The 21412-nt window shown below is 59.0% G+C and carries 18 protein-coding genes; 5 read left to right on the plus strand and 13 right to left on the minus strand.

Annotated features, from left to right (window positions below; all coding sequences use genetic code 11):
• Window positions 1-352 precede the first annotated feature (352 nt).
• From VEH04_02540 to VEH04_02550, 3 genes are read left to right on the plus strand one after another with little or no spacing between them, the layout of a single operon-like run.
• On the plus strand, window positions 353-1720 hold the full coding sequence (locus VEH04_02540; GenBank protein HYG21633.1) for a HEAT repeat domain-containing protein: 1368 nt from the start codon (window positions 353-355) through the stop codon (window positions 1718-1720).
• A complete protein-coding gene (locus VEH04_02545) occupies window positions 1717-2754 on the plus strand; it encodes a response regulator (protein ID HYG21634.1) in 1038 nt (345 codons plus the stop codon). Before VEH04_02540 ends, VEH04_02545 begins: the two co-directional genes overlap by 4 nt.
• Window positions 2751-3095, plus strand: coding sequence for a hypothetical protein (locus tag VEH04_02550; GenBank protein ID HYG21635.1), 345 nt, complete (start codon window positions 2751-2753; stop codon window positions 3093-3095). The genes VEH04_02545 and VEH04_02550 overlap by 4 nt, the downstream gene beginning before the upstream one ends.
• On the opposite strand, the gene VEH04_02555 is transcribed toward VEH04_02550, so the two are convergent.
• From VEH04_02555 to VEH04_02610, 12 genes are all read right to left on the minus strand, one after another.
• Window positions 3096-4229, minus strand: coding sequence for a type III PLP-dependent enzyme (locus tag VEH04_02555; protein HYG21636.1), 1134 nt, complete (start codon window positions 4227-4229; stop codon window positions 3096-3098). It lies immediately after the preceding gene.
• Window positions 4230-4295: 66 nt separating this feature from the next.
• A complete protein-coding gene (locus VEH04_02560; GenBank protein ID HYG21637.1) occupies window positions 4296-5105 on the minus strand; it encodes an SDR family oxidoreductase in 810 nt (269 codons plus the stop codon).
• Between the two features lie 65 nt (window positions 5106-5170).
• Window positions 5171-7459 carry a PAS domain S-box protein gene (locus tag VEH04_02565; protein ID HYG21638.1) on the minus strand — a complete coding sequence of 763 codons (2289 nt, stop codon included), beginning with the start codon at window positions 7457-7459 and terminating at the stop codon, window positions 5171-5173.
• Window positions 7460-7461: 2 nt separating this feature from the next.
• Window positions 7462-8748, minus strand: coding sequence for an HD domain-containing phosphohydrolase (locus tag VEH04_02570; GenBank protein ID HYG21639.1), 1287 nt, complete (start codon window positions 8746-8748; stop codon window positions 7462-7464).
• A 6-nt stretch (window positions 8749-8754) separates the two neighbouring features.
• Window positions 8755-10740: an ATP-binding protein gene (locus tag VEH04_02575; protein HYG21640.1), complete on the minus strand. Its 1986-nt coding sequence runs from the start codon at window positions 10738-10740 to the stop codon at window positions 8755-8757.
• A gap of 238 nt (window positions 10741-10978) precedes the next feature.
• Window positions 10979-11371, minus strand: a complete 393-nt coding sequence (locus tag VEH04_02580; protein ID HYG21641.1) for a hypothetical protein — start codon at window positions 11369-11371, stop codon at window positions 10979-10981.
• Window positions 11372-11378: 7 nt separating this feature from the next.
• Window positions 11379-11813, minus strand: coding sequence for a flagellar export chaperone FliS (gene fliS, locus VEH04_02585; protein ID HYG21642.1), 435 nt, complete (start codon window positions 11811-11813; stop codon window positions 11379-11381).
• A gap of 15 nt (window positions 11814-11828) precedes the next feature.
• A complete protein-coding gene (locus VEH04_02590; GenBank protein HYG21643.1) occupies window positions 11829-12068 on the minus strand; it encodes a hypothetical protein in 240 nt (79 codons plus the stop codon).
• 97 nt (window positions 12069-12165) lie between these two features.
• Window positions 12166-12768: a hypothetical protein gene (locus tag VEH04_02595; protein HYG21644.1), complete on the minus strand. Its 603-nt coding sequence runs from the start codon at window positions 12766-12768 to the stop codon at window positions 12166-12168.
• A 74-nt stretch (window positions 12769-12842) separates the two neighbouring features.
• The gene (gene fliD, locus VEH04_02600) at window positions 12843-14558 is read right to left on the minus strand and encodes a flagellar filament capping protein FliD (GenBank protein ID HYG21645.1); all 1716 of its coding nucleotides are present in this window, start codon (window positions 14556-14558) and stop codon (window positions 12843-12845) included.
• Between the two features lie 117 nt (window positions 14559-14675).
• Entirely contained in the window at window positions 14676-15485 is an 810-nt protein-coding gene (locus tag VEH04_02605) for a flagellin (GenBank protein HYG21646.1), read from the minus strand.
• 471 nt (window positions 15486-15956) lie between these two features.
• A complete protein-coding gene (locus tag VEH04_02610; protein ID HYG21647.1) occupies window positions 15957-16787 on the minus strand; it encodes a flagellin in 831 nt (276 codons plus the stop codon).
• A gap of 244 nt (window positions 16788-17031) precedes the next feature.
• Between VEH04_02610 and VEH04_02615 the strand changes: the two genes are divergently transcribed.
• Window positions 17032-18879, plus strand: coding sequence for a toprim domain-containing protein (locus VEH04_02615; protein ID HYG21648.1), 1848 nt, complete (start codon window positions 17032-17034; stop codon window positions 18877-18879).
• Window positions 18880-18912: 33 nt separating this feature from the next.
• On the opposite strand, the gene VEH04_02620 is transcribed toward VEH04_02615, so the two are convergent.
• A complete protein-coding gene (locus VEH04_02620; GenBank protein HYG21649.1) occupies window positions 18913-19911 on the minus strand; it encodes an LLM class flavin-dependent oxidoreductase in 999 nt (332 codons plus the stop codon).
• Window positions 19912-20032: 121 nt separating this feature from the next.
• On the opposite strand from VEH04_02620, the gene VEH04_02625 reads away from it, so the two are divergent.
• A complete protein-coding gene (locus tag VEH04_02625) occupies window positions 20033-21232 on the plus strand; it encodes a serine hydrolase domain-containing protein (GenBank protein ID HYG21650.1) in 1200 nt (399 codons plus the stop codon).
• The last annotated feature ends 180 nt before the right edge of the window (window positions 21233-21412 follow it).

The following is a 21412-nucleotide window of genomic DNA, read 5'->3' on the forward strand; positions in this document are numbered from 1 at the left end:
TTCGCCGCCCGCCGCCTGCTGGCCTTGCCGCTGTTGCTACTCCCCTACCCGGGCTCTCGCGCGGCTCGTGCATCGCAGATGAAAGGGAAAGATTGTGCTGTGTTATTCAGAAGAAGCATCGGATTGGTCTCCCTCTCTTCCACTCGGAGTGGAGGAGAGGGCCGGGGAGAGGAGGAGCGCTTGAGCTTGGAAATGACAGCGCCCGCAGAGCACCCTCTCCCCCGGCCCCGCTCCCGCTCCTGCGTCGCAGGCGAGGGGAGAACGACAAGAACAGTGCCGGAATTCCCCGCATCCGCTGGCGGGTGCTTTCTGTCTTTGCGCATCCATCGAATTTCGTTAGCGTTCCCCTCGCATGTGGTGGCTTGAACTGCTCCATCTCAAGTCCAGTAACCCCGAGACTCGCCTGCAGGCCGTGCACCGCCTCGCGGAATCCGGCGGCGCGCGGGCCGTGGACGCACTGATCCAGGCGTTTCGCGACGAAAACCCGGAGGTTGCGTCGGCGGCAGCGCTTGCCCTTGGGAAGTTTCGCGACGAGAAGGCCACAAACTTCCTGCTGAACGCATTGCAAACGGCGGGTCCGGAAATGCGCCAGGTCGCTGCAGACGGCCTGAAGGAAAACACGGACGAACGGGTGACGCTCGCTTATGTCGGTGCGCTGCGCGATATCGACGCGGCCGTGCGGGGCCGGGCCGCGCGTTACCTGGATCGCCGCGGTTGGAAACCGGCGAACACGGCCGAACAAGTCTGGCTGTTCGTTGCCAGAGGGCAGATGCACGAAGCCGCGGCGTATGGACCCGAAGCCATTGAACCGCTGCAGATCGTGTTGCAAACCGCGCAATACAGCCTGCAAATCGCCGCCATTCACGCTCTCGGCAGCATTGCGGATGAACGCGTCCTGAACCTGCTGATTCCAGTCCTGCGAACTCCTGATCACGCCGTATGCGTTGCGACAATTGAAGCCCTGACGAACACAGGCGGACCCAAGGCATCCGAAGCCGTGCTGGGCACCCTGCAAAACCCCGACCATCGGGTGCGCGTCGCGGGTGCCGAAGCCGTCGCCCGCCTGGAAACGCGCGGTGCCGCGGAAGCACTGACGGAGCTTCTGAAGGATTCCATGTGGGATGTGCGGCGCGCTGCCGCGAATGCGCTTGGGAAACTTCAGGACGCCAAAGCAGTGGACGGGCTGATCGTTGCGCTCCGCGATTCCGATCCGGATGTGCGGGAGTCCGCAGTCGCTTCGATCGGGCGTCTCCGCGATCCGCGGGCGCTGGGTCCCCTCATCCTGGCATTGGTCGATCCTGAATCGGGAGTCCGCCGCGCCGCGACCTACACGCTCCCCATGATCGATCCCCGTTGGGCGCAATCAGACGAAGCGCGCCGCGTCATCCCGGAGCTGCGTGTGGCCGTCAATTCTGATTCGTCGTCCGTTCGATACGCTGCGACAACGGTGCTGAAGCAATTGGGCGAATCCGCAACGCAAACCGGCGGCATTGAAAGCGCGAATGTATTGACCACGGCGGGGTATAAACAGCGGCGCGTGTTCTCCGTGTTCATTGAGTTGATGCGCGATTCCGACGGCGACGTGCGCCTCGCAGCGACGGAAGCGCTCGGACGGCTGGGCGACAAGCGCGCGGCATCGGCATTGATGACGGCGCTTTCGGATCCGGACGACGCGGTGAAACAGGCCGCCAGCAAGTCTCTGGAGGCGATGGGAACGTGAGCGAGACCGCCACCCTCAAACCGCGCGCCCGGCAGATTCTCATTGTCGATGACGACCAGGACTTCGCGCAGATGTTCAAGGATTTTCTGGTGTCGTATCGCCCGGGCGCGTGGATTGTTCATACTGCCGATCATTACGCCCCCGCACTTACGGCGATTAAAACCCATTCCATCGACCTCGTCATCCTCGACCTGAAGATGCCGATCATGGACGGGCTTCAACTGCTGCCGTTGTTGAAACGCACGCACCCCGAACTGCAAGTGATTGTGCTGACGTCCGCGGCGCTCCCGGAGAATCGCGCGTTCTGCCTGCAGAATGGCGCCGCACTGTTCTTCGACAAATCCGAGGTGGCAACCGGATTCGACCGCATCTACGCCGCTCTGGAAGCCGTGGCATCCGCGCCAGCCGAAGGTTTTCGGGGAATGCTCCGCCAGGTGGGTCTGACAGAGGTGCTGCAACTCGAGTGCCTCGGCCGCAAATCGTCGATCCTTGAGATCTCCGCCGCGGGCGCCGTGGGCCGGATTTACATTCACGACGGCTCCATTCTCCATGCCGAGGTTGAGGAGAAGGCGGGCGAAGCGGCTTTGTTCCAGTTGCTGGGATACAAAGGCGGCGAATTCCAACTGAAGCCTTACACCAAACCGCCGCGCCAGACGATCGACGGCCATTGGGAATCGCTGATGATGGAGGCGGCGCGAGTCAATGACGAAGCTTCCGCTGGACCGCTCGACGCGCACGGAAACGTCATTGCACCTCCCGAGCCGGAACCCGTTGCCGCTGCGGAACGAACCATCCAGGAAATCATCCTTTGCTCAACCAGCGGCGAACTGCTCTACGAATGGCAGGCCCAGCGGATCGAAAAGCGCATTCAGTTCATGGACGAAATGCAAAACGCGGCGCATAGAATCGGCGAGGCGCTCGACTGGATTCGCGGGGATCGGCTGGAAATTCAATTCGCGCAGGAACGCATGGTCCTGCTGTTTCAATCCGATCGCAAACTGCTTGTTCGCTCAGTCTCGGGAGGATCGAAGTGACGAATCCTGTCGATCAATGGCTGCAGCAGGCAGCCCGCACCCGGGGAATTCTGGCGTGCGGCGTGCGGCTGTCCGATCAGTCGCTTCGGGTGCGCGTGTGCCGCGAAGATATTTCGAAGGCTCGCGTCGAGGAAGCGATGAAACGAATTGCCGCGACGGTGGGAACGATGCAGACCGCGCAGGGCACAGCTGAACTGCTGCGATGGGTGTTTGAGAGCGGCGACATCGTTTGCGCGCTTCGGCCGGGAGGCGCCATGGCGGTGTTGCTCGTGAATCGCGACCTGGCCGCTGCAGACAAAATCAAGGCGCTGATGCAGACTTTCGCCGAGACAACCCTCTGATCATTGGTTCACGTGCAGCACCTTCGCCGGCGGAAATCCGTTGAAATATGTTGCCGAGGCATTGCTGTACGCACCGATCTTTTCTGAATAAACGAGGTCATCGATTTCGAGCGGCGGCAGCGGTTCCGACTGCGAAATCGTGTCCAGCCCATCACACGTCTGCCCAAACACCGCGCTGATTTCCGCTTTGCCGCGGCGGAAAGACCGAATCGGATAATGGCAATGGTCGAAGATGATGCCGCTGTATGTGTGATAAACGCTGTCATTGATGTAATAACACATCTTGCCATCGCGGATCGCCTTGCCAATTACGCGCGCCACACTCGTCGCTGCTGACGCAACGAGGAAACGTCCTGGCTCGGCAACGATCTGGATGTCGGGGGCGAAGAGGCGCTCGATTTCGGTGTTGATGACACGTGCCAGTTCGCGGAACGGACGGACATGCTTGTTGTAATGGGCGGGAAAGCCGCCGCCGATATCCAGGATCTTCAACACGTGACCCCGCCCTGCTGATTCCTTCATGACGGCCGCGGCGGTATTAAGCGCCTGGACGAAGTTTTGGAAGTTGGTGCATTGGCTGCCCACGTGAAAGCTCAAGCCTTCGACAACGAGCCCCCGATCGAAGGCGGCGGCGACGAGATCCGCGGCTTCGCCAGGTGCGCAGCCAAACTTCGACGACAGCTCGCATTGCGATCCCGTATTGTCGACACGCAGTCGCAACACCACTCCGGCCTTTGGCGCATACCGCTGGATTTTTTCCAGCTCGCCGGCGTTGTCGTAGGTCACCAGCGGCTTGTATTTATCCAGCGCCAGCAACGTCTCCTTCGGCTTGGTTGGATTCGCGTAGATGATCTTGTCCCAGATAAAATCCTGCTGCTGTTTGGCAGGCAGTTTCCTGACGTTGTCGTAAACCGTGAGGAACTCGGGCAGCGACGCGACGTCAAAGCTGGCGCCGGCCTTGTAAAGCGTGCGCACGATCTCGGGCGCCGGGTTCGCCTTGACCGCGTAATAAACCTGCACCTTCGGCAGGTGCCTGCGGAACTCCGCGTAGTTCTTGCGGATCACATCATGATCAATGATCACGATGGGCGTCCCATGCTGGGTGGCCAATGATTGAAGCTCTTTTTGTGTCATGATGGTCGCGACCGCTTACGCTGTTTCAGGTGGGAGCACAAGTCAACTTGCGCGCGAAGCCGCACGTCAAATCGTCTGGCTCAGGTAGCCGCCGTCCACCCGAAGATCTGTTCCCGTGACGAACCCGCTCGCCTTTGAGCTGGCCAGGAAAACTGCAGCCCCAATCAGTTCGGAAGGATCGCCGAAACGATTCATGGGCGTGTGGCCAAGAATGCACTTCGTGCGCGCGGTGGGGGAACCGTCGTCGTTGAACAGCAGCTTGCGGTTTTGTTCTGCGGGAAAAAACCCCGGCGTGATGGTGTTCACGCGGACTCCCTTCTGCGCCCATTCACGGGCGAGGAACAGCGACAGATTCAGGACCGCGGCCTTCGCTGCAGAATAGGTCACCACCCGCGAGAGTGGCAGATGGGCTGACACGCTCGCAATATTGATGATGCTTCCCTTCCCGCGCGCGACCATGGCCGGGCCAAACTCCTGGCATGGGAGAAACACGCCGCCCACGAGATTGAGGTCAAAGTTCGAGTGCCAGGCTTCCAACGGAATGTTTTCGAATGGATTATCCGCAGTGACGGTTACCTTGGGATCATTGCCGCCAGCCGCATTGACAAGGATTGTCGGCGCGCCAAAAGTCTTCACGATCGCATCGTGTGCGGCTTTCAGACTGTCGCGCTGGATGGCATCGGCGCAGAAGAACGCCGCCTTGCCCTTCTTGGCTTCGATGGCTTTGACGCGTGATTCGCCTCGTTCAGCGTTGCGACCCATCACCGCCACCGCGGCCCCGGCCTGGGCAAGGCCTTCAGCAATTGCGCCCCCAAGGGCACCCGTGGCTCCGATGACAACCGCAACTTCGCCGGAAAGATCAAATAAGTTCGTCATGGGCGGCGATTGTGGGAGAAAGGCCGCCGCGGTTGAAGCTAATTTGTCGCCTTCGGCGGCAGGTTTCAGGAACGCGATTCCTGCAACAGCCGGATGATCAACTCGGCTCCATCCCTCATGTCGTACGGCTTCGACAGCACGCTCGCCTTCAATTCGTCCAGACGCGTGCGCGCCACGTCATCCAGGTAGCCTGAAGCCAGCACGATCTTCATGTGCGGCCAGCGCTGGACAACCTGCTCGATCAGCTCAATGCCGTTCATTCCCGGCATGCTATAATCCGTGAACAACAGGTCGACGGGCTCGGGGGTCGATTCAAGCACACTCAGGGCTTCAGCGCCGCTGCTGGCGACAAGGACTTCGAACCCTGCAGCCTGCAGGAAGCTGCGTGTGAAATCGCGCAGCAGGTCCAGGTCATCGACCACCAGCACGCGCCCGGTACCCTGCGCCAGTTGCTGGTGATTTGGAGCCGGCGTGTCTGCAACTGCCTCACGCACCACGGGAAAATAGAGGTGAAATGTCGTGCCATGACCGGGAACGCTGTCCACTTCGACAAACCCTCCCGCTTCCGTGAGGACACGCTGAACGATGGATAAACCGAGGCCCGTCCCCCGCCCTTTTTCTTTGGTCGTGAAGAACGGCTCAAAGACGCGATCGAGAAGTTCGCGCGGAATTCCTGAACCCGTATCGCTGACATTGCAGCACGCAAACTCAGCATCCTCCGGCAGTTTGTGCTGCTGGCGCTGGGCCGCGGAGAGTTGCACCACCGTGTTTGTGATCGACAGCCGCCCGCCGTCCGGCATTGCATCCTGCGCGTTCACGCAGAGGTTCAGCAAGGCCTGGTTCGCGCGGGTGGGATCAATCTTGATTGGAACCGCCTCGGGCGAGGGCACCAGTTCAAGCGTGACATTTCCCCGCAGGGTCCGGCGCGCAAGCTGGCTCGCTTCGTGAATCACCTGGTTCAGGTCGATCACCGAATTCTTCTCCTCGGTGTTGCGGCTGAACGTCAGCAACTGCTGCGTGATTTCGGAAGCGCGGGAGGCGGCAATACTGATTTGCTCCGCACAGTGGTGAAGTGCCGGCGTTTCATGGAGCTGCAGCAGCAGCAGCCCAACGTTGCCGCGAATCGCCTGCAGCAGGTTGTTGAAATCGTGCGCCACACCTGCCGCAAGGGTGCCGATGATCTCCATCTTCTGCGATTGAAACAGCTGGCTCTGCAGCTGGTGATAATGCGTCTGGTCGGAAATGCTGCAGATAAGCCCGCGGACTTCCCGGTTGTGGACGAGCGGCGAAATCTTGAGGATCCAGTGCCTTTCATCGGGCGAGGCATACTGATCCTCCTGCGCCTCTCCCGTCGCAAGCACCTGCCTGAACAGGCCCTCCAGCTCGGCCCGCCGTTCTGGCGCAGGCACGTAGTCGAGCAGCAGGCGCCCCATCTCCGGAGCACCCTCCACCCGGATCCCGCCATGCTCCTCCGGCATCCGCCGCCACCCATCATTGGCGTGGGTCAGGCGGAACTCGCGGTCCACGGTGTAGATCGTCGAATCGAGCGACGTCAAAATGCTGTGGATGAAATCGGATTCCAGCCGCAGTTCCTGCTCGAGCCGCAGGCGGTCGGTGATGTCACGCTCACACGCCACATATCCCATGAACCCTCCCGCCATGTCAGATATGGGCGAAATCGTCGCTTCAACCGGGTAGCGCGTACCATCGTGACGCACGTTCGAGAGAACGCCCATCCACTCGTGTCCTTCTCGAACCGTCTCCTGGTAACTTGCAATTTTCGATTGCTCTTCGGGAGCTCGCAGAAAGGCGTCGCTCCGGCCCAGCACATCTTCAATGGAATAGCCGGTGTGAATCTGGAAAGCCGGGTTGACGAATGCGATCCGGCAGTCTGCGTCCGTGATGAAAAAAACCTCGGGCGTTGAATCGATTGCGGTAACAAGGCGCCGTACGTGAGATTCCAGCCGCATGCGGCGGCTCGCATCGCGGAACACTACGAGAAGCCGCCCATCCTCAAGGGGTGTAAGTTCCAGGTCGATCGGGCTGCAACTCGCGCCGCCCGTCGCAATCAACACCGAGTAAAGCATCTCGGGTTGCGGAAACGAACGCGCGGTGAGCTGTCGAATGTGTTTTTCCGCCGCCGCCGAAACAATGTTGAAGAGGTTCAACGCGGCGGCGTCGGCCGCCTTCAGCAGGCGAACCGCGCGGGGATTCAGAAACTCGACCTGTCCGTCGTGACGGCAGACCATCTGGGCGTCCTGCGAGGCATCGAACAGATTCTTCCACAGGTGTGCTGAGGAATGGGGCGCGGATTTTCCTTCCGCAGAACCCGGGATTGAAGCCGGCGAATCCATGTTCAGCAATAGACCACGAGCGATTGGGTGATTGGCTGCACCCGGTTGTGATTCAGCAGTTTCTCGATGTAAGTCGCGTTCAGTTGCTGTCCTTCGGGAACGAGGAGAAGCCCGTTTGCCGTGTAGATTCCCCGTGCCAGGACCATGCCAGGCCGCAGTTCCGAGAGCAGGATTTCGCGTTCCTTTCGGGGCAGCGGCGCAAGTGGAATGGCTTTGAGCAACGCCCGTACTGCTTCGGGATCAAACGCGGAGCCCGATTGCACCTTGATTTCCTCCAGGGCATCGCCGCGGTTCAGGTCGCTCGATTCAAAAGCAACGGCCACATTCAACAGCCGCGCAAGCCACGGAATATTTTCGCCCGCCAACTCGTCGGGAAACCCGGTGCCGTCAAAACGCTCGTGATGGGCGCGAATCACTTTGCCAATCTCCTCCGTGCCGTGGCCCAGCGCAGTGAGTTCCTGTCCCAGGATCGGATGCTGCTGGATGAGCGCGCGTTCGCCAGGATCCAGCGAGCTCGGATTATCCTGCCACCGCCGGATCAACTGGCGCGATAACCCGACCATTCCAATATCGTGAAGAAGCGCGGCAGCATCCAGCACCCGCCGCTCGTCACTCGACAGATTTGCAGCCGTCGCCATCGAGCGGCACAACTGCGCCACTCGGCGCGCCTGATTTCCCAGCGTGGGATAAAACGTCTGCATCGTGTGCAGGCTCAGTTCCATCGAGCGCAGCAGCGTGGCCTCCAGCGCCTGGTTCATGCTCGTGAGCTGCTGGTTCTGCTGCGCCACGAGCTTTACCTGCTGCTCGAGCGAACGATTCAATTCAATCAATTGTTCGTTCATCGCCTGGGTCGCGGCATTCAGGCGTGCGTTCTGCCGTGTCAGGTCGTATCGCTGAACCGCGTTCTTGATGGTCACCAGCAGTTCCTCGCGAAGCCACGGCTTGACGATGAACCGATAAATTTCCCCTTTGTTAATCGCCTCGATGACTGTGTCCAGGCTAAGCACCGCCGTGATCAGGATCCGCGACGCGACAGGCTGGATCTCCCGCGCCTGCGCCAGCAAATCCAATCCCATCATTCGAGGCATCCGCTGGTCGGAGATGATCACCGAGAATTCCTTCCGCCGCAGCTCAGCCAGTGCCTCTTCGGGATCCGACGTCGTGACGACATCATAATTTTCGCGCCGCAACGTTTCAAATAGCGCCACCAAAATGATCTCCTCGTCGTCGATGACCAGGATGCGATGCTGTTCGGGCGGCGTTTCCTGTGGTGCTGCGGGGTGATTCATGAAAGGTCAGGTGCGCGCCAGAACGGATCGGATGCGCGAGATGACTTCGTGCGTTTGGAGGTCGTGCGGCAACATGGCGTCAACCTGCTGCAGCATGGCTGTGTCGAACTCATCCTGATTGCAACCGAGGATCGCAAGGAAGGTTTTGACGGGCAGTTTCTCGAACTGGATGCGCTGCAACAACGCCGCGTCCTCCCGGCGCATGGCCGAGGAAAGCAGGATTACCCCGCTGAATCCGTAGTCGGGCGAGTGAAGGGCTTCGACGGCGTCGTATTCCGATGCAGCCGGAACCGCGTAAAAACCATTCGATCGGAGCAATTCCTCGAACCGCCGCCGCGCTTCGCCCGGCTGGCCCACAACGAGCATGGTATGGCGGGTGGCCGGCGCGGCCTCCTGCACCTGCTGCGTCTCTGAAAAGTCCGCCTGTGAAAACCACAGGTGAAACGTTGTTCCTCCTTGATCGCGGGTTTCGACTGCTATTGCAATTCCGTGGCGCTCGACGAACAACCGCGCGTTGTAGAGCCCGAGGCCTGAGCCTTTTCCCAGCGGCTTGGTGGTGAAGAACGGATCGAAAATGGAATGCAGATAACATCCGGGAATCCCGGCGCCAGTATCCTGGACGGAGAGACAAACAAGCGGTGCGCGCGGAAAATCTCCCACCATCGGCCGCATGCCCGCCGGCGCCTCAGCGTGCGTGGTGGTCCGAAACGTCAGCGAGCCGCCGTTGCTCATGGCATCGGCCGCGTTCAATGCGAGGTTCACGATCACCTGGCGCAACTCGACCGCATCGACGTAAATTGGCAGCTGCCCTTCCGCCAGTTCCGAACCAAGCCGCACGCGCCGGCTCAACACCTTCTGCAGGACCTGGCTCAATTCGTTCACCACCTCGTTGAGATCGTGGTAGTTGCGGTCGCCCGGCTTGCCCTGGTGCAGCTGCCGAATCCGATGCGCGAGATCGCTGGCTTGTCCCGCAGTGCTTCGGATGAGGCTCAACCCGCTGCGCAGCGATTCGTTGCCGCCAAACTCCTGTTCGAAGGTTTCCGATAACGCAACGATCCCGGTCATGATGTTGCAGAAATCATGCGCCAATCCCATCGTGAGCGTGCCCAGGTTTTCCTTCCACGACATGTTCAGCAACCGCCGCTCCGCGATCGTTTGCCGCGTGATGTCGAGCCAGATGCCTTCAAACCCCAGAAGCAGGCCGTTGTCGCTGTGAACCGGTTGTCGATGTTCCCAAAGGTAGGTGACGCGGCCGGTTTCGATGTGGCGGATGCGATACGTGCTCGTGATGCCCGCGGGATTTGCGTCAATGTTCGCGAGCCGTTCCATCAGGGCATCCGTGTCGGCCTCATGCACCACCTGCCAGAAATATTTTGAGGAACGCCGCCATTCCGGCGCGGGCACGCCCGTGAGATCCTCAATCTTGGGGCTCACGAACGCGAAGCTGAAGTCGGGCCGCTGGCTGAAGATGATGCCGGGCCAGCGGTGCATCAGGTTATCGAGCTGCGCTTCGGCGCGCACGAGGCGGTTGAACACGGCGTGCGTCGCGGCCCGGCCCCACAAGGCTTCAGGAAACGCTTCCTCAAGATCCCGCACAGGCGGGAGCACGGATTCCAGCCTCACAAACCGAATCGCCTCGTGGCAGGCCACTTCAATCCCAATGCGTTGGGCGCCAATCGCGGTGCGGGCGGAGAGTTCAAGCCGATCAAACGGCTCCTGCCGCGAAAAAAATTGTTCGAGCGGCGCTTTCCAATCGGGAAAGTGGCGTCCGATGCACCGCGCAAGGCTGTCTCCTTTCAACTCGTTCGCACTCGCGCCAATCCAGAGCGCCAGTGATTCGTTGATCGAAAGGATTCTGCCAGATGCGTCCAGCGTGGCGGCTCCCGCATTAAGCCATTGAGGCTCTGAAACATGGGCAGGCGCAGCGATTGTTTCTGCGGCTTCGGGAGAAACGGCGGGTTCGTTCTGTCGAGTACAATCGGAGACGCTCATAGGTTTGCGCAACCTGGCCGACTTTCTGCCAACATAAGCAGTAACATGGCACCTGGCTATGCCACGAGCACCCCAGGACTACGAGTGCGGCAATTGCGCCGGCCGATTCTCTGAACTGGCGCTGTAAAGACTTATACAGAGGCCGTTTGCATGGAAGCAAGAGCAAAGCCGGAAGCGGAAAGGCGGCGTCGGTGATGGCCTGATGCCGCAGTCTCCCGGGCATCAAAGCCGCGTGGGATCAGGAGAACGAGGTCCACGCCGAACCGTGAACGGGCGCATAGGAACGTTGAACCTGCCGCAGGGTGGCTCCAGCCTGTTGCATCGCCGACCATTCAGAATCAGCGGCGGCGCGGACCTCCCCAAGCCATGAACTGTTTCTCCGCTCAAGCTCAATCAGCTCGCCAATGACGGAGCGCAGGCTGTTCTCCTGGCCAGTCAGGTCTGGGCCTGCCAGGTGCCATTCGGCCCGGGCTTCCTGGGTCCAGCGGATGATCTCGGGTTGCAGGGCTTGCAAGGCCTCCTGGCAGCGCTGCACGCCTGTCCAATTTGCCGCACGAATGGCTTCACCTTCCTGTTCCGCCAGGTGACGCCACTTCTCGTAGCCTTGAAACAATAGATCCTCAGCGCTCATGAATCATTTACGCAGTTGCCAGCGCGGACGTCTCTGACGCACCGATGGAAACGTGGGCCTGCCCGCTGAGCATGGCTGCCCAGGCGTCGCGCAGCACGGTGATGTGACGGATGACTTCGCGCACGCCGTCGGGCTGCTTCTGGAGATTGCTTTCCCAGAGGCGGCGGTCGAAATACTCGTACAGATCGCGCAACGTGTTCGCAAACTCACCACCGCCCTCCATGTTCAACGCCAGGTTCAGTTCACGGACAATTTCAAGGGCGCGATGAATGTTGTTGTGGACGGTCATGTTTGACTGGGCGGGGTCATCGATTTGAAAACCGGCGAGCGCCTGTTCCAGGAACCGCAGAGCGCCATCGTAAAGCATCAGCACAAGCTGGCCGGGAGGAGCGGTTTGGGTTGCAACTTTGCGGTACGACTTCCAGGGATTGGCTACATGCATGGAACAAAAACCGTCTTATCTAAGTTTAAGAGCGAGCAGATGTGCGAGGCTGCGAAGGACCTGCTCAGGCGGATACTGCAAATCTGCGACCAGCATCTTGGCTTTTTCCACCACTTCAGGGCGAACGTCAGGGGCGGCTTTCAACTGGGCTTGCAATGAATCGGACTGCAAAACCGCAGCGTCTTCTGGCGCCTGCCGGACCCCGCCCGCTTTCGATGCGGGTTGTCCCGGATCGGGTTTCCCGATTCTGTTCATGTTGAACTCTATTTCCATTCGGATTCACTCCATCTGGCAGGCTTCGTTTGTTGATTCGCAATCGGGTCGGCAGGCATGCAACTTGAGCAAAATATGCTCAGCGTTGAGGCAAGGTTTCGAGCAACTGTGCCACCGTGAACTGACCGAAAAGTTGCGGCGAATTGCGCATCGCCCAGCGTCCGTCCGTTGCGACATGATGAAGGTGTTCCTGCTGATACCGGTGCGCGCCTTCGAGCACTGCTTCCTTGCCCCCGTCGAATACTTCGTCGCACGCCCAGAGCACGGTTTGCGTCCGAACATCCACCAGTTTCATCCGCCAACCCACTGCAAGCGGAGCGTGACCTTTGAAGACAGTAAGTTGCGCAAACAGCACGGCGTCACAACCCGTAGCCTCCTGCACCGCGGTGAAAAAATGGTGCGGAAGCCATTCCTCGGCCGTCCATGCCGCCTGACCCGTGCGGGCGCGACACACATTGGGCTCCAGCAAAACCGGCTCGAATTTCCCAGTCTTGGCCAGTTCGGACAAAACCGTGGACCCCAGTTTCTCGCGCCCGTCCAGAAGTGACGGATCACTGGAGGACGACGCAATCGGCAAAACGGCCACACGACGGATTGTCTCGGGCAGGACGGGAGCTGCTGAATAGATGTTGTCCGGCTTCTCCATCGGGCGTGACAAACCCGGAAGTGATCGACATCCCATGGCCGGGGTTAGGAGACACAACAAAGCGATGGTCCACACTCGAGGCTGCAATCGGGATTTCAGACGGACGCTCATCATGAACTGAAATTCTTCAACAGATACTGCAACTGCTGATTGATCTTCGCCTGGGCGGTTTCCATCGATACGAAACTTGCCGTCATCCGTTCCTTGTTCGCCTGCACCAGCCGTTCCATGTCCAGGATCTGCTTGTCAATGTCACTGGCCTGCTTGGTGAGACGGTCCTGATGGTCTACGAGCGTTCCCTTCTCCCCGATGATCTTGGTCATGTATCCATCCAGCTTTGTCGCCAGTCCGGCGGACTCCGACGAAAACAGGTTTTTGACGGTATCAAGACTGGTGGAGAGTGCGCTGTCCAGAACGGCTGAATCCTCGAGCTTCAGGCTGTTGTCGTTTCCGTTGCTGACGATGCCCAGATCGGCGAGGCGTTTGATCGTCCCGGCAGTGTCAGGCAGCGCGGCAAATACTGAGGAACGAAGCCGGGAGGCGATCTCTTCGATGTCACTCTCGCCCGATAAAACTCCCGCGGTCACCACGCCATTTGCGTCCGTGCTGCTGGCCGTTTGTGAATCGATAACCGACTGCACCTTGTTGTAGGCCTCGATGAAGTTTTGAATCGCGCCCTTGATGGCTGCCGTGTCTGTGCTTGCCGTGACCGTCACCGAAGCATTCTCCTTCAATGCAGTGATCGACAGGCCTGCGATGCCGGAACTGGCCTCGGTAATCGTGTTCGAGCGGCTCCTGAGTTCGTCGCCACCGTTCACGGTGTAGGTCAAGTCCTTGCCCCGTTCCAGATTCGTTGCAGCGTCGGTATTCAAGCCCGCCGCCGCGAGAAAATTGCCCGTGACATCTTCGAGCGCGATTCCGATGTCACCCGTAGCCTTGCTGACCAGTTGAAACCGATCATTGACTGAATCGTAGGTGGCTGTGACCCCGGCTTCGGAATTATTGATGCGGTTGAGGACTCCTGAAACAGTGTCCGTCGACGCGTTAAATCCAATCTCCACGCCGTTGATTTTGAACTTCCCCGCACCCGCACCGCCATCATTGACCGCGGTCCCGAAGTTGGCGGCATTCAAGGTTGCACCCAATCGAACACTACCCAGCGCCAGGCTGCTAGAGACCGTGTTCGTGTTGTTGTTCATCAGGCGTGCTGCCTGAAGGAAGTTGCTCGTGTCGGTGCCGCTGCCCAGAACAATTGTCCCGGAACCTGTCAGGCGAATTTTGTCCTCAGCCGCGTCATACTCGGCTGTGACATCGCCGCCTGTAGCGCTCGAAATCTTCGTGAACACCGACTCGAGGGTGTCCGTTGTTGCGACCGACACCTGCTTGCCATTGACGGTAAAAGTCCCTGCGGTGATCGAAACCGGAAAGCCCGCCGACGAAAGAGTAACCGACGCCGGATCGCCATCTGGACTGAGGGGTGACGCAACGTTGCCGGAACCGAGCTTTCTCGAGGACGTGGCGAGTTGGGTGATTTTGAAGATATAGGAACCCTGCGCTGCGCCGGTTGAAACCGTGGCGGAAGCAACTGAGGCATCGGACGTTTTGACGGCGCGGCTATCAAATAGCGAGGGATTTTTCAGGGCAGCAATCCGCGATTGCAGCGCAGTCAGCTGCGACTTGACGTTCGTATACGCGGAATTGCGCTGGTTCAGCAGGTTCTGATCGCGCAGCAGCCGCTGGGACGGAGCGCGTTCCACCTCGACCAGCTGGTCAACCACGGATTTCCAGTCGAAACCGGATGCCAATCCTGACAGTGATAAATCCATCGCCATACGGATATGTGTCGGACGTTTGCGCCCGCGGTTGAGGCATCACTTCAGCAAAAAGCTCGGACGGCGCAAAGCGCCGTCCGAGTGAATCACCAAACCCAGTTGCCGGGCTCCTTACGAGAGGAGCCGGAGGGCGGACTGAGGTGTGGCGTTTGCCTGCGCCAACATCGCCGTGCCTGCCTGGACGAGGATGTTGTATCGGGCAAATTGCGTGCTCTCTTCGGCAACATCCACATCTTTGATGCGGCTGTTTGCGGCCGAGAGGTTGTCTTTCAACACACCGAGCTGTTCGCTGTACATCGACAGGCGGGAGATGTTTGCACCCACCGTGGCGCGGTCGGTTGCGAGCGTGGTGATCGCGTTCTTAACCGCGGTGAGAGCCGTGCTCGCGCCGCTCGACGTTGCAATCGAGGTCGAGCCTGCGGTTGCCGTTGTATATGTGGCGGCGCTCAGATCCACGCCAGCCATCGAGAACGTGTTCGCATCGCTGTCCGTCGTGACCGTCTTCGCGGCGGAGCTGAACAGGGAGACACCGTTGAAATCCTTCGTTCCCAGGTCAGTAATGTAACCTTGGAGGGTGGAGAATTCCTTCTGGTAGAGGTTGCGATCCGCGTCCGACTTGGTGACGTCCTGGGAGAGGACGGCCAGTTCGCTCATGCGATCCAGCGCCTTTGAAACCTTCTTCAGGAACCCGTCCTGAGTCTGGTTGTAGGAGATGGCGTTGCCGATGTTGCTCGACGCGGCGCTGATACGATTGATCTGCGCGTCGAACCGCATTGACACAGCGAGGCCGGCGCCGTCGTCTTCAGGAGAAATGAGCTTCGAACCTGAGGACAAACGAGCCAGGGACTTGCTGAGCAAGCTGCTGGATTCACTGAGCAAACGAGCGCTGCTTTGAGCCGATGTGTTAGTATTAATGACCATAACTGCTGACTCCTTCCATGAGTCACCCTCTTGCGAGGGTTTTTTATTGCGCGACATCCCTGCCGCGAGGCGGATCTTTAATCAGGCGTCCACCTGTTATTCCTGCTGGCGGTTTAAGGCTGCCAGAGCCGTTCTTCGACAACCCCGCTATCGGCGAATGTCACCGACGCTTGAGGCCCGAAAATTCCGATCTGCCGACGAGTCTGGGATCTTTTTTCCAGGTCGTTTTCCCGACAGAAAATTGAACCGCAACCGTTGTTTTGTTGGGGCTGCGGCGCCATCACGAGCGCCGCGTCCCTGAACACCAACTCTGAAATCGTGAATCGCGCGGCGAGTGGAAGATGAGCTGTCATGTCCTTCCTCGTGGATATCCCGGTCTTTCGATCTTCCTTCACGCGATTTGAATGTTGCTTCGGTCGTTATTCCCGGCTCCGGGCGGATCACGACGCCCGGAGCGGGTTTTGTTTATTCTTACTGGAGCAGTCGCAGCACGTTCTGCGGCATTGAGTTCGCCTGCGCCAGCATCGCCGTTCCGGCCTGGACCAGGATGTTGTAGCGCGCAAACTGCGTGCTCTCATCCGCGACATCGACGTCCTTGATCCGGCTGTTCGCAGCGGTGAGGTTGTCCTTGAGGACTCCCAGTTGATCGGCCGTGTATGTGAGGCGAGACACGTTCGCACCGATGCTGGATCGGTCGCTTGCCAGCTGCGTGATTGCTGCTTTGACGGCGGTCAGGGCAGCTGACGGATCGCCCGCCTGGCCAATCGACACCCCGAGAACCGTCGAGCTGTAGTCGCTGCCCAGCACTGCTGTGTAGGCGCCCTGCTCGAGGTCTATGCCAGCCATGACAAACGTGCCTTCTTCGCTGTCGGTGGTGACGGTAAGGAGATCATTCGAGAAAAGGCTCACACCGTTGAAGCTGTTGCCTGCGAGATCCTTGACGTAATTACCAAGGGTGGTGAACTCCTGGTTATACAGGTCCTGGTCGGATCCGGACTTGGTGACGTCCTGGGCCAGGATTGCGAGTTCGCTCATGCGATCCAGCGCCTTGGCAACCTTTTTCAGAAATCCGTCCTGCGTCTGGCTGAACGAGATGGCATTGCCGACGTTGTTTTTGGCGGCGCTGATGCGGTTGATCTGCGCATCGAAGCGCATTGACACCGCGAGGCCGGCGCCATCGTCTTCAGGTGAGACGATCCTCGAACCGGATGACAACCGGGCGAGAGATTTGCTGAGGAGACTTGAGGATTCCGTGAGCAGACGAGCGCTGCTCTGGGCCGACATGTTCGTATTGATAACCATATACTCTTTCCGTGAGTCGCTTCCTTTTTACAGAAGCATTGATTTAGCACAGCGTCCTTGCTGCGGGTTTGCACTTGATTGGGCGGCTCACCGTTTGGCCCCGTCAGCTTTTTCTTTTTGCTGACTGTTGTCTTGCGACACGAAAGCTATCGGTGAAGGGCTCGCGGACTTTAATGCGTCCGCAAAAAAAGATTTCCTGTTTGCATCGCAGTTCCTTTTCCTGAACTTTGGAACCCGTTGAACTATGGCTGAAAACGCGAAGACGAATTACGACGAGAGCAAAATCAAAACGCTTTCCTCGCTGGAACACATCCGCTTGCGAACAGGGATGTACATCGGACGCATTGGCAACGGCACGCATCCCGATGACGGATGCTACGTGCTCGTGAAGGAGGTCCTCGATAACGCCATCGACGAATACATCATGGGCCATGGCAAGGAGGTCCAGCTGAAGATCGAACGCAACCGTGTTTCGGTGCGGGACTTTGGACGCGGGATTCCGCTGGGCAAAGTCGTGGACTGCGTCTCCAAGATCAACACGGGCGCCAAGTACAACGATGACGTCTTCCAGTTTTCAGTAGGGTTGAATGGCGTTGGGACAAAAGCCGTCAATGCGCTTTCCAGAATGTTCATCGTACGAAGCCATCGGGATGGCGAGTTTGTGGAGGCCCACTTCAAGCAGGGGAAACTCAAGAAGGAGGAAAAGGGGAAAACGCAGGAGCCCAACGGCACATACGTGGAATTCGAAGCCGATCCTGAAATTTTCAAGGACAGCGAGTTCCGGATCGAGCACATCGAGCGCCGCCTGCGGCACTACAGTTACCTGAATACGGGGCTGAAGTTGATCCTCCGCACGCCAGATTCGCCCGAGCCAAAGGTCTTTCAATCCCGCCTGGGCTTGATGGATCTGGTGATGGAGGATCTCGAAGCCGACGGCGCGGAACCGCTTTATCCGCCGCTGCACTACACGGGGAAGACGCTGGAATTCTGCTTCACGCACAGCAACAGCCGATATAGCGAAACCTTCTATTCGTTCGTCAATGGTCAATACACCAGCGACGGCGGCACGCACCTGAGCGCCTTTCGCGAAGGATTGCTCAAAGCGGTCAATGAATTCGGCAACACGAAGTACGAGGGCGACGACGTTCGTGAAGCGATCGTGGGCGCGGTGGCGATCCGCCTCAAGGATCCCGTGTTCGAATCGCAGACCAAGAACAAGCTCGGCAACACGGAGATTCGCACCGAACTGGTGAACCAGGTTCGCGAGGAACTGCTCCACTTCTTTAACCGAAACAAAGCGATCGCGGACAAGATCCTTGCCAAGGCAGAGGATACCAAGCAGCTCCGCAAGGAACTGCAGGACGTGAAGAAGCTCGCGCGCGAGCGGGCCAAGGCGATCACGATGCGCATCCCGCAGCTCAAGGACTGCAAGAATCATCTTGATAAAAAGCGCGGCAAGGGCCAGGGCACGATGGTTTTCCTGTGCGAAGGGCAGTCAGCCGCCGGTTCCATCACCAGTTGCCGTGATGTTAACAACCAGGCGGTGTTCGTTCTCAAAGGCAAGCCGCTCAACGTGTGGGACCTCAAGCGGGATGTCGTCTACAAGAACGACGAATTGTACAACTTGATGCAGGCGTTGAATATTGAGGACAACCTGGAAAGCCTGCGTTACGAGAAGGTCATTTTGGCAACGGACGCTGACGTGGACGGATTGCATATCCGCAACCTGATGATCACATATTTTTTCCGCTTCTTTGATCAACTGGTCCACGATGGGCACCTTTACGTTTTGGAAACACCGCTGTTTCGAGTCCGCAACAAGGACAAAACCATCTATTGCTACAGCGAATCGGAGCGCGACAAGGCAGTGCAGAATCTCGGCGGCAAGCCGGAGATCACCCGCTTCAAGGGGCTCGGTGAAATCAGTCCGAAGGAATTCGCGCAGTTCATCGGGAAGGAAATGCGCGTCAGCAAAGTTGAATACGCCGCCAAAACCGAAGCCTCCGGCATCCTTACGTTCTACATGGGCAAAAACACGCCTGAGCGAAAGGACTACATCATGGAAAACCTTGTCGTTCCGGTGGAGGATTGACTTCGCCGGATCACTCCGCTGCCGGCACCGTCGCTAGGCGTGAGATTTCCAGGAAGCGGCGATGTCTGCAAGAATCTCATACGAACGCAGCCGCGCGGAATGATCGAAGATGGCCGACGCAACGATCAGTTCCCGCACTCCTGTCTCTGAAACAAAAGCGTCCAATCCCCGTCGCACAGTTTCGGCGGACCCGACGAACGAACGCTGCAACATCGCCGAAGCCTGCGCCTTCTCGCTCGGCGACCAGTATGTCTCGATATCTTCAATCGGCGGCTGCAGCCGGCCGCGCGTGCCTCGAAAAAGATTCGTGAACTGCTGTTGCATCGAGGTGAAAAGGCGCCGTGCCTCCGCGTCGGTTTTGGCGGCGACCACGTTCACCCCGGCGGCCGCATAAGGCTCCGTTGATTGGGAAGAAGGTTTAAACCGTTCTCGATACACTTCCAGTGCCGGCAGCAGTGCGGCGGGAGCGAAATGCGATGCAAACGCATACGGCAGCCCCAGCTCTGCGGCCAACTGCGCGCCAAAAAGGCTTGAGCCCAGGATCCAGATCGGAACCCTAAGCCCGGTCCCGGGCACCGCCTGGACGGCGGAACTCTCCCGGCCCGGCGCAAAATACTCCTGCAACTCCATCACATCCTGCGGAAACCGATCCGCCGTGGCTGGCGTTCGCCGCAACGCCAGCAGTGTTCGCTGATCGGTCCCCGGCGCGCGGCCGAGACCAAGGTCAATCCTCCCGGGAAACAAAGATTCCAACGTGCCGAATTGCTCCGCAATCACGAGTGGTGAATGGTTCGGCAACATGATGCCTCCCGCTCCCACCCTGATGCTGCGGGTTCCTGCTGCGACATAGCCGATCGCCACCGCAGTCGCGGCGCTCGCGATGCCGATCATATTGTGATGTTCCGCCAGCCAGAAGCGGCGATAACCCCATTCCTCTGCGTGCTGGGCAAGGTCGAGCGATCGACGCAGCGCTTCACCAGGAGTGGCGCCCTCCGGAACAAAAGCCAGGTCGAGAATTGAAATCGGAAGCACACAGGATTATCGCCTTTCCCTTGCCACTGACAAGTGAGCCGGAACTGGACGGCCCGAAACCAGCGCCCCGTGCCCTTTCAAATAGCTTTATTCCCACCAATCGAGCCGTTATAAGCGGGGCATGCACCCTCTTCTCCGCCTTCCCCGCCTTGCCCTCGGCGCAGCGCTTGTGTCCCTGATCACCGCCTGCCCAGCTCACGCCGCGACACTTCCATGGGTTGGCACCACCATGGATGAATACATTGCGACGAACGAAATCGCGGGCTCTGTCACGCTCGTCGTTTCCAGGAACAAGGTCCTGCACCTGGAGTGCAACGGATTTGCCGATGTCGCCACAAAGCGTCCCATGACTCCTGACACGCTGTTCTGGATCGCATCCATGACGAAGCCAGTCACTGGCGTCGCTGTGCTGATGCTCATGGACGAAGGCAAGTTGAACGTGAACGATCCCGTCGCCAATTACCTGCCGGAATTCGCCGGGCTCAAAACCCCTTCGGGAAAGCCAGCAAACCTGACGATCACACAACTGCTCAACCACACGTCCGGCCTGGGTGAGGCGACAGGTCCTGCGGCGCAGCAGGCGCGCACGCTGGCAGATCTGGTTCCGCTCTGGCTCGCGGCTCCCATGAAGTATGAACCCGGCGAAAAATGGCAATATACCCAAAGCGGCATCAATGCCGCCGGCCGCATCGTCGAGGTGGTGAGCGGAATGAGTTTTGACCAATTCCTTGAGCAAAGACTCTTCAAACCTCTTGGGATGAAGGACACCACGTTTTATCCCAATGAAGAGCAACGCGCGCGGCTCGCGACGGCGTATTCCCTGAACCAGGGAACAAAAAAACTGGAAGCCGTGACGCCCCGGAGGGATTTCGGTTCCCGAAACAGGCCGCCGCAGGGAAATGGCGGACTCTATTCCACTGGACCCGACTACGCGAAGTTTTGCCAGATGTTGCTAAACGAAGGAAAGTTCCGCGGACACCGCTATTTAAGCCGGGCCGCGATGAAGCATCTGACAACCCCGAACACCGGCGCTCTGCCAACGGGTTTCTTCCAGAACGACACTTACGGACAGCGTGGCGCGAACTATGGATGGGGCTTGGGGACCTGTATCCTTCGGACTCCACACGAGGGCGTGGCGGCCATGCTATCGCCCGGGACCTACGGACACGGGGGCGCCTGGGGCACGCAAGCATGGATCGATCCCGAAAAAGAAACGGCTTATGTGCTGATGGTCCAGCGCGCCAACTTTCCAAATAGCGACGCCAGCGACGTGCGAGCGGCCTTCCAGCGAGCCGCTGTGGAAGCGCTGTCGAATCGGTAGTCGCTTGCGGGCGCCCGCCAACGCGGAGCACCGCCCGCGCGGACCTCGGTCGACCCACGGGAATTTGTCATCCCATTCCTCGCGTTCCGGGGGATCGGAGGATCATTTTCCTCATTCTCAAGATTCAGTTAAACACGCTTCCCGCTTGGCCGATATTGCTGTCGGCTATTTGTGCCTGCC

Source organism: Verrucomicrobiia bacterium (assembly GCA_035629175.1).
In the GTDB taxonomy this organism is placed as follows: domain Bacteria; phylum Verrucomicrobiota; class Verrucomicrobiia; order Limisphaerales; family DASXHY01; genus DASXHY01.

Bases quoted from the DNA above. Each gene is read 5' to 3' on its own strand.
- VEH04_02580 (HYG21641.1), bottom strand. From the start codon at position 11,371: ATGAGCGCTGAGGATCTATTGTTTCAAGGCTACGAGAAGTGGCGTCAC.
- VEH04_02560 (HYG21637.1), bottom strand. From the start codon at position 5,105: ATGACGAACTTATTTGATCTTTCCGGCGAAGTTGCGGTTGTCATCGGA.
- VEH04_02625 (HYG21650.1), top strand. From the start codon at position 20,033: ATGCACCCTCTTCTCCGCCTTCCCCGCCTTGCCCTCGGCGCAGCGCTT.
- VEH04_02565 (HYG21638.1), bottom strand. From the start codon at position 7,459: ATGGATTCGCCGGCTTCAATCCCGGGTTCTGCGGAAGGAAAATCCGCG.
- VEH04_02605 (HYG21646.1), bottom strand. From the start codon at position 15,485: ATGGTCATTAATACTAACACATCGGCTCAAAGCAGCGCTCGTTTGCTC.
- VEH04_02570 (HYG21639.1), bottom strand. From the start codon at position 8,748: ATGAATCACCCCGCAGCACCACAGGAAACGCCGCCCGAACAGCATCGC.
- VEH04_02595 (HYG21644.1), bottom strand. From the start codon at position 12,768: ATGGGATGTCGATCACTTCCGGGTTTGTCACGCCCGATGGAGAAGCCG.
- VEH04_02575 (HYG21640.1), bottom strand. From the start codon at position 10,740: ATGAGCGTCTCCGATTGTACTCGACAGAACGAACCCGCCGTTTCTCCC.
- VEH04_02615 (HYG21648.1), top strand. From the start codon at position 17,032: ATGGCTGAAAACGCGAAGACGAATTACGACGAGAGCAAAATCAAAACG.
- fliD (HYG21645.1), bottom strand. From the start codon at position 14,558: ATGGATTTATCACTGTCAGGATTGGCATCCGGTTTCGACTGGAAATCC.
- VEH04_02590 (HYG21643.1), bottom strand. From the start codon at position 12,068: ATGAACAGAATCGGGAAACCCGATCCGGGACAACCCGCATCGAAAGCG.
- VEH04_02610 (HYG21647.1), bottom strand. From the start codon at position 16,787: ATGGTTATCAATACGAACATGTCGGCCCAGAGCAGCGCTCGTCTGCTC.
- fliS (HYG21642.1), bottom strand. From the start codon at position 11,813: ATGCATGTAGCCAATCCCTGGAAGTCGTACCGCAAAGTTGCAACCCAA.
- VEH04_02540 (HYG21633.1), top strand. From the start codon at position 353: ATGTGGTGGCTTGAACTGCTCCATCTCAAGTCCAGTAACCCCGAGACT.
- VEH04_02555 (HYG21636.1), bottom strand. From the start codon at position 4,229: ATGACACAAAAAGAGCTTCAATCATTGGCCACCCAGCATGGGACGCCC.